The sequence below is a fragment of the Longimicrobium sp. genome (assembly GCA_036377595.1).
GTDB lineage: Bacteria > Gemmatimonadota > Gemmatimonadetes > Longimicrobiales > Longimicrobiaceae > Longimicrobium.
Window position 1 is genome coordinate 1 of the sequence record DASUYB010000082.1, and the last position, 8462, is coordinate 8462.

Below are 8462 nucleotides of genomic sequence, written 5' to 3' on the forward strand. Positions count from 1 at the left end.
GCACTCTCGCACTCTCGCACTCTCGCACTCTCGCACTCTCGCACTCTCGCACTCTCGCACTCTCGCACTCTCGCACTCTCGCACTCTCGCACTCTCGCACTCTCGCACTCTCGCACTCCGCTCACGGCGTCCGCGTGCCGCGCCGCGTCCAGATCACGATCACCCCGCACCCCGAGCCTTGCCGCCGGTACTCGGTGGGGAGCTCGGCGGCGGTGCGGTAGATCTCCACCGCCTCCACGTCGGCCGGGTTCACCGCGTCGCCCACCCGCCCGGCGTCGGTGGGGGTGAACACGCCGTCGACGTACAGTTGCACCGCGCAGGCCTGCACCGCGGCCGCGCCCGACTCCAGCGCGGAGGCGCGCGGCCGGTCGCCGCCGGGGCGCATGGCGCCGGTGGTGTCGGCGGTGGGGCGGAACTCGTCGCTGGCGCGGCCGGCGCGCCCGCCGGTGACCACCACCCGCTCGCCGCCGGGATCGTTCACCACCTGCAGCCCCGGAAGCCCGCGGAAGAGGTCGGCGAGACGGGTGGCTCTGCGCCGCTGCACGTCCTCGCGCGCCAGGTAGATCCCCCGCCCTGAGTGCCGCCGCCGCTCGAAGTCCGCCAGCCCGCGGCCGCGCGTTGCGGCCGCGTCCCCGGTCTGGATCGCCACCCCTGCGCGCTCGGCCACCGTCTTCACGTCCGTGAGGTCGGCCTCGGCGGGACGCTGGTCGACGGCGATGTCGCGCCGCAGCGGCACGCCGGCGGCCAGCCGCACCTCGGTGCCGCCCTCGTCCACGCCGCCGCGCCGCATCCCCAGCTGCAGCGGACGCCCCTCGGGAACGCCGCAGAGGACGTAGAAGCCCTGCGCGTCCGGCCGCGTGGCCACGAACTGCGTGTTGCTGCGCGTGCTCCCGCCGCCGACGATGGTCCGCGTCCAGGTGGCGGAGACAAGCGAGGTGTCGCCCGCCACGAAGCCGCGCACGCTGCCGACCAGGATGCCGCGGTGGGGATGCAGGGTGCTGTCCGGGCAGAGCGACGCCGCCAGCGCGCTCCAGCCGGGAACGGCCAGGTCCGCCGTCGCCGGGGCGCCCGCCTTCACCTCGACGATACGCGGCTGCGCGGCGGCGGCCAGGGCGCCGAGCGCGGGGTGGGTGAAGGCGATGGTGTACGTCCCCGCCGCGGGGGCCTCCAGCCGGTAGCGTCCGTCCGCGCCCGCGACGGCCTCGGCCTGCGTGCCGGAGAGGTAGACACGCGCGCCTGCGAGCGGCGCGTTACGCGTGCTGTCCCACACCAGCCCTTCGATCACGGGCGGGGGACCGGTGGAGACGAGGCGGCCGTCGCCGCCGGAGGTGCCCACCACCTCGCCGCCGCTCTCGCGCACGGCCACCAGGCGGGTGCGCTCGGTGCCCGGGCCGGCGGCGGCCATGCTCCCCAGGTTCACCGGGCGAACCTCCTGCACCAGCGGCATGCGGATGGCCCAGCGGCGGACGATCCACGGCCCGCCGGTGAGCCGCGCGTACTCCACGGTGCCGCCCACGCGCGGCGACGCGCTCTCCGGCGGGCCGCCCACGTAGCGGTATTCCACGCGCCGCAGCTCGGCGGTGCGCCGGTCCAGCCAGAGCGTGCCCGCCAGGTCCGGCAGCGTGCGCCCGCGCGCCGGCTCGAACGCCAGCCCCACCAGCGCGGGATCGTCGCCGTCGACCACGCGGAAGCAATGGTCGTTCATGAACGCGTCGCTCAGCATCACCTCGGCGTCGGGGCCCCAGTAGCCCACCGAGTCGCCCTCGAGCGCCTGTACGAAACCCCTGCGGCTGAGCGTCTCGGGGTCGTCGCTGACGAAGGGGTGCTCGGCCACGCGCCCCACGGTCCGGCGCTCGTCGTGGGTGACGGCGCCGGTGCGTGCGTCGAGATCCCGCGTCCAGCGCACCACGTCGTAGTGGTACATCCGCTCGCGCGCCGCGTAGGCGGCGGCGTTCAGCGCCTTGCGCGCCTCTTCCCAGAGCGTGGCCGTCTCCGACGCGCGCTCGGTGCGCCCCGCGCAGCGGCGGCCGGCGGCGGTCACGCGGAGCGCCTGAAGCGCCACCGCGCGGCCCGACGCGTTCAGCCGCTCGGTGCGCGTCTCGCCGTCGCGCAGGTCGAACGTGGGCGAGGTGACGGTGGCGTAGCCGATGCGCTCGGCGCGCAGCGAGTACCGCCCCGCGCCCGGCGCGCGGATGGTGAACGCCCCCGTTGCGTCGGTGAACGCGGCGGCGCGCTGGCGGCCCTGTGCGTCCACGAGGGCGACGAGGACCTGCTCGACGGGGCGGCCGCCCGGCTCGGTGAGCGATCCGGTGACGGTCTGCGCGGCGGCGGGAAGCGCGGCGAGCGCCGCAGCCAGTGCGGCGAGCGGAAGGGCGCGCGAGGAGGTCATGCGGCACATCGAGGGCGTGTGGGAGCGGGGCCCGGCCCGGACACCTGGGGGAGGCACACATGAACGTCCGGGACGGGTTGAATATGACGGAAGTGCGGGGGAGGGGAAGAGTGCTGAGTGCTGACCAGGCGCGGCGCGATGGCCCTGCGGGCACCCGCCGCTCGCATCCCCGGCGCAGGCGCGGCCGCGGGCAGCCCTCACCCCGCGCCTTAGAGCGCTCGCCCTCTCCCGATAACGGGAGAGGGTTGGAGTTTCGTCATCGCTCGACCTACGGCACCGTCAGAAACTCCGGTGCACCGCAAGACCCAGGTGTCAGGATTGTCGCGGACTCAACGCTGAGTTCTCCCCTCCCCTGCGCAGCGGGGGAGGGGCCGGGGGAGGGGGCCAGCCCGCGGCCACGCGAATCCCCGCCGCCTGCGCTGATGTCCTCCCCCCTACCTCTCCCGGTACGGGAGAGGTGGCGAGCCTAGGCGAGCCGGAGAGGGCGCCCAGCCGGAGAGGACGCGCGCGTTATCCCCCTTCACACAGACACTTACGCATCCCCACCCCCCGTCCTCCCCCCGTCACAATCTCCGTCGCGAGCACGTTCTTCGGTCGTGACGGGCAGGGGATGCGGCGGGGGATGGAGCGCTTCGGCGCCGCTGGCGGATTCCGTGGCGGCGTGCACGCCGATAAATTTCCGTGCACGCATCGCCATCCCCCGGACCCGGAGACCGCCGCCCGATGCCGCAGCTTCCGTCGCGCGAGGACGCGCTCGCGCTGATGCACCGCCACGTGCAGAGCGAGAGCCTGCGCCGCCACATGTACGCGGTGGAAGCCGCCTGCCGGGCCTACGCGCGGCGCTGGGGCGAGGACGAGGAGCTCTACGGGCTGGCCGGGCTGCTGCACGACTTCGACTACGAGGAGCACCCCGACCACCATCCGCTCGCCGGCGAGCCCATCCTCCGCGAGCAGGGGTACCCGGACGAGGTGGTGAGCGCGATCCTCTCGCACTACGCCGCGCGGACGGGAGTGGAGCCGGAGACGAAGCTCCAGCGCACCCTCTGCGCCTGCGACGAGATCACCGGCCTGATCACCGCCGCCGCGCTGGTCCGCCCCTCGCGCTCGGTGATGGACCTGGAGGCCAGGTCGGTGCTCAAGAAGATGAAGGACAAGGCCTTCGCTGCCGGCGTGGACCGCGACGACGTCCGCAGGGCGGCCGAGGAGCTGGGCGTGGAGCTGTCCGAGCACGTGCAGTTCGTGATCGACGCCATGCGCACCGTGGCCCCCGCGCTGGGCCTGCAGGGCACGCCGGTCAGCGCGTAACGAGCGCCGCTCGGGATCCCCCCGATCCCGCACTCGGCACTCGGCACTGAGCACTCAGCACTTCAGTTCAGCAGGAGACCCGATCCCATGAGATTCGCGCGGCTGAGGCTGGCCGCACTCGCGGTGGTGGCCACGGCGGTGGCGGCGTGCAGCAGCTCCGACGCCGCCCTGGGCGTCACCGATCCCGACGTCGCCTTTCCCGGCAGCAACTCGTCGGGCGGCGCGGCGAGCTTCGTCCTGCAGAGCGTGAACGCCAAGCCCCTCCCCGCCGAGATGCGGCGCGATGCCACGGGCACGATGTCGATCACCCGTGGCGTGCTGGCGCTGAGCGGCGGCAACTTCGTGCAGACGCTCTCGCTGTTCGAGACCACGTTCAGCGGCCAGACCAGCACGCGCGACGTGGTGACGCAGGGCACCTACAGCGTGAAGAGCGGCGGCCAGATCCACTTCCAGGCCTCCGACGGCGGGTCGTGGGACGCCACCTGGGACGGGGCGAAGATCGAGTATTCCGTCGCGGGGAACAGCGGCCAGATCACCTTCGTCTTCGTGCGAGGTTGACGCCGCCCCCGCGGTGAGGCCGGTCCGGCGCGCTCGCCCGCGCCGGGCCGGTTTTCTTGTCGCATCCCCGACCTCTCGCGCGTTCTCCGTCGCCCGCACGCGCGGGGAACAGGCGGCGGCCGGGCGCGGTACCAGAGCGCCTCCGCGGCATGCCCGCCCGAACGCAATCGCATCTCCCGAGTCTTTCGTGAAGCCTATCCGACCGGCCGCATCCGCGGCGCTGCTGGCCCTGGCCCTGGCCTTCGCCGCGCGCCCCGCGCTGGCGCAGCGCGACATGTACGGCATGGGCGGCGCGTCCACCAGCGACACGCGCCGCCAGTTCACCGCCGAGGCGCGGGAGAAGGTGGGCGCACTGATGGCCGAGTACGAGTCGGCCTGGGGGAGCCGCGACCTGCGCGCCCTGATGCGGCTCTACGGCGAGACGGCCACGCTCTACCCGTCCGGCGGCGGGATGCTGACCGGCCGCGACGCCGTGCGCGACTTCTTCGGCAAGCTGCTCCCCGCGGTGCAGCCGCTGCGCACGAGCATCGTGGAGTTCAAGGCCGGGGGCGACCTGGCCTTCGCCACGCTGCAGGTGCGCTACGCGATGAAGGACGCCGCGGGCGAGCGCACCATCACCGGCACCGACGTGATGGTGCTGCGCAAGGACTGGGCGGGCGACTGGTCCATCGTCACCCACTTCCTGCGCCAGGACGATGCGGCGATGGCGGCAGGTGGACGGTCCGCCGCGGACTCGGCCGGATCGCAGTAGATCGCAGGCCGCCGGAGATGCAGACCGCGCCCGGGAGATCATCGTCTCCCGGGCGCTCGCGTTTGCGCATCTCCCCGCCGACGCCGATGCTTATGAGTGGTCCAGCCTCGCGCAGTTTGCGAGGCTTCCCGTGGTTGTTGCTGCGGCTTCAGCCGCCTGCTTGGTGGCCGGTTCACTGGCCAGACTTTTCGAAAGATGCAGAAGATGAGCGAGGCGAATTCGATCCTCACCCTCTTCGTGGACGAGCCCGTCTCCGACGATGAGCTCCGCGGGGAGGTCGAGGAGATCTGGCTCGCCGCCGGGCCGCGGGGAACGCCGCGCGTGCGCGTGGACGGCGTGCGCGCGGTGGCGGGGATGGGGCTGGAGGGCGACCGCAACTTCGGGCGCAAGGGCGGGCGCGCGGGCAAGTACCAGCCCGAGCGGCAGGTGACGCTGATCGAGGCCGAGGCGCTGGAGGCGGTCCGCGCCACCGGCCGCGACTTCACCGGCGCCGACGCGCGCCGCAACGTGGTGACGCGCGGCGTGCGGCTGAACGCGCTGGTGGGCCGCACCTTCCGCGTGGGTGGCGCCCTGCTGCGCGGCATCGAGCGCTGCGACCCGTGCACGCACCTGGGCCGCCTCACCTACCGCGACGTGGTTCGCGACCTGCACGAGCGCGGCGGCCTGCGCGCCGAGGTGCTCGAGAGCGGCGACATCCGCCCCGGCGACGAGCTGGCGCCGGTGTGAACACGCGCAGGGGGGCCGCGGAAGGCGTCCCCTTGGTTGTTGCGGCCGGGACCCGGATGCCTCAGGCGGGCAGGCGGTAGGCCACCACGCGGCTTGCGGGATAGCGGGAGATCTGCACGCGGTTTCCCTGGTTGCCACCCAGCACGCGCAGCATGTCGCCGTCCTGGCTCACAAAGAACGCCACGTGGCCGTGCGTGGGGTCGCCCCGCGTGAATACTACAATGCACCCGCGCTCGGGCTTGTCCAGCTTGCGCCCGAAGCGCTCCCACGAGCGCGCCGCGGCTGACTTGGTGCGCGGCTCCCCCGCCTGCTTCAGCACCCAGTTCACGAAGCACGAGCACCAGGGGATCTCGTCATCCTGCATCCCCAAGTCGGTGGCGCGCTGGTACTCCAGCACCCGTGGGTTATCCTTCGGTCCCGCGAACTCCTCCACCCCGCGTTCGCCCCAGGCGATGGCGTACCACGAGTGGTCGGTGGGGCGCGGCGCGTCCGGGTCGATGCCATCGTCCACCGTCACGTGTTGCGCCGAGAGCCACCCTTCCGTGCCCTTGTCCGTCTTCACCTTCAGCCATGCGCCGTCGGGCGAGGCGTCCAGGCGCTGAACGCGCGCGCCGTGCGGCAGGGTTACGACCACGGGGTTGCCCGTCCCCGGACCGGCCCGCAGGTTCAGCGCAGTCGCCTCCACCCGCAGCGTCACGGCGGGGGCGGGCGCGGGCGCAGCGGCGGCCTCGGTGACGAACTTGGCCGAGATCCACCCCGTCACGCCGCTAGGCGTTTCCACGCGGAACCACGTGTTCTCGGGGTTAGCCTCGAGCTTCTTCACCTGTGTGCCGGCGGGGAGCTGGAGCAGGATCTTGCTCTCGACGCCCACGTGGTCACGCAGGTTCAGCCGGTCGGCGGTGACGCGGAGGTCAGGCATGGTGTACCTCGGAGGTCTAGCGGGGGCGGCGGGGCGCGGAATGCGCCCCGGTGCCGGGGGGCGCCCGGCCGGGAACTCCGCTTTGGCGGCAACACGCGTTCCCGTGTCGGTGACACCGGCCGAAGTAATGCAAGTCGAGCTTTCTCAAACAGATAGATGTAGCGCGAAGGACGCCCGTCGGCCCGTTTGGATGAGGCGCGGGCGCCGCTGTGGGACATCCGCGCCACGCACCTTGCACCTACGGAGACGATGACGGAAGCGACGCTGGCGCGGGAACGGGGATCGTGGCTGGAGCGCGCCTTCCACCTGCGAGCGCACGGGACGACGGTGCGCACGGAGATCGAGGCGGGGCTCACCACCTTCCTCACCATGGCCTATGTGCTGGCGGTGAACCCGCTGATCCTGCACCAGGCCGGCGTGCCGCTCCAAGGCGCGCTCTTCGCCACGGCGGTGGCGGCGGCGGTGGGGTGCTTCCTGATGGGCGTGCTGGCCAACTATCCCTTCGCCACCGCGCCGGGGATGGGGCTGAACGCCTACTTCACCTACGCCGTGGTGCTGGGGATGCACGTCCCCTGGCAGACGGCGCTCGGCGCGGTGTTCCTCTCTGGCGTCGTCTTCCTGGTCCTCACCCTCCTGCGAATCCGCGAGCTGGTGGTGAAGGCCATCCCGCTGGGGCTGAAGCTGGCCACCGGCGCGGGGATCGGGCTGTTCATCGCCTTCATCGGGCTCAAGAACGCGGGCGTGGTCTCCGCCAGCCAGGCCACCTTCGTCACCCTCGGCCAGGTGACGGCGCTCCCCACGCTCCTGGCCGTCGCCGGGCTGGTGGTGACGGGGGCGCTGATGGCGCGCGGCTGGAAGAGCGCGATCATGGTCGGCATCCTCGCCACCGCAGCGGCCGCCTACCTCACCGGCGTGGCGAAGGCGCCGTCCGCCATCGTCGCGCTGCCGGACCCGAGCGGGACCTTCCTGGCGATGGACGTGCGCGGCGCGCTGGGGCTGGGGCTGCTGCACGTCGTGTTCGTCTTCTTCTTCGTCGACCTGTTCGACACGGTGGGCACGGTGGTCGGCCTCGGCCACCAAGCAGGGTTCCTGACGCCCGAGGGCGACCTGCCGAAGGCGCAGCGGGCGCTGCTGACCGATTCCATCGCCACCATCGTGGGCGCGGTGCTGGGGACGAGCACGGTGACGGCGTACATCGAGAGCGCCACCGGCGTGGCGGAGGGCGGCCGCACGGGGCTGACGGCCATCGTGGTGGGGATCCTGTTCCTGCTCGCGGTCTTCCTCTCGCCGCTGGCGGCCGGCATCCCCGCGATCGCGACCGCGCCGGCACTGATCGTGGTGGGGAGCCTGATGCTGAAGGGCGCGCTGGAGATCGACTGGGAGGACGCGACGGAAGCCATCCCCGCCTTCCTGACCATGCTGGGGATGCCGCTGACCTTCTCGATCGCGAACGGGCTGGCGCTGGGCTTCATCACCTACCCGGTGATCAAGCTGCTGGCCGGCCGCGGCCGCGAGGTCAGCCCGCTGGTGTACGTCCTCGCCGCCCTCTTCGTCGCGCGCTACTGGTACCTTGGGGCGGAGTAGGGAGACTGTGACTTCACGCGCTGACAGGACCACTCGTCCGAGAACATGTCATTCCGAAGGCGCTGCGCCGCCCTGTCCTCCATGCCAAGGCCGTGGCGCCTGAGGAATCTGTGGCCGGCTCCCGAGCCACAGGCCGTCTGTTGCTCGGACGCATGCCACAGATTCCTCGGGCGCCGCTTGGCATCAGCGCGATTGGAGGTTCGGAGCAGCGGCGCCGCTCGGAATGACAT

General features: G+C 72.5%; 7 protein-coding genes. 5 read left to right on the plus strand and 2 right to left on the minus strand.

What is annotated here, in order from left to right; genetic code table 11:
- Positions 1–121: 121 nt before the first annotated feature.
- On the minus strand, positions 122–2389 hold the full coding sequence (locus VF092_11450) for a carboxypeptidase regulatory-like domain-containing protein (protein HEX6747896.1): 2268 nt from the start codon (positions 2387–2389) through the stop codon (positions 122–124).
- A 723-nt stretch (positions 2390–3112) separates the two neighbouring features.
- On the opposite strand from VF092_11450, the gene VF092_11455 reads away from it, so the two are divergent.
- The 4 genes from VF092_11455 (at position 3113) to VF092_11470 (ending at position 5729) form a co-directional block, all read left to right on the plus strand.
- Positions 3113–3694 carry an HD domain-containing protein gene (locus VF092_11455; protein HEX6747897.1) on the plus strand — a complete coding sequence of 194 codons (582 nt, stop codon included), beginning with the start codon at positions 3113–3115 and terminating at the stop codon, positions 3692–3694.
- An 87-nt stretch (positions 3695–3781) separates the two neighbouring features.
- Positions 3782–4252: a hypothetical protein gene (locus VF092_11460; GenBank protein HEX6747898.1), complete on the plus strand. Its 471-nt coding sequence runs from the start codon at positions 3782–3784 to the stop codon at positions 4250–4252.
- A gap of 187 nt (positions 4253–4439) precedes the next feature.
- The gene (locus VF092_11465) at positions 4440–5003 is read left to right on the plus strand and encodes a nuclear transport factor 2 family protein (GenBank protein ID HEX6747899.1); all 564 of its coding nucleotides are present in this window, start codon (positions 4440–4442) and stop codon (positions 5001–5003) included.
- A gap of 195 nt (positions 5004–5198) precedes the next feature.
- Positions 5199–5729 carry an MOSC domain-containing protein gene (locus VF092_11470; GenBank protein HEX6747900.1) on the plus strand — a complete coding sequence of 177 codons (531 nt, stop codon included), beginning with the start codon at positions 5199–5201 and terminating at the stop codon, positions 5727–5729.
- Positions 5730–5790: 61 nt separating this feature from the next.
- Here VF092_11470 and VF092_11475 read toward each other — a convergent pair whose 3' ends face one another.
- The gene (locus VF092_11475) at positions 5791–6648 is read right to left on the minus strand and encodes a TIGR02594 family protein (protein ID HEX6747901.1); all 858 of its coding nucleotides are present in this window, start codon (positions 6646–6648) and stop codon (positions 5791–5793) included.
- Positions 6649–6897: 249 nt separating this feature from the next.
- Between VF092_11475 and VF092_11480 the strand changes: the two genes are divergently transcribed.
- Positions 6898–8232, plus strand: a complete 1335-nt coding sequence (locus VF092_11480) for an NCS2 family permease (GenBank protein ID HEX6747902.1) — start codon at positions 6898–6900, stop codon at positions 8230–8232.
- Positions 8233–8462: the final 230 nt, after the last annotated feature.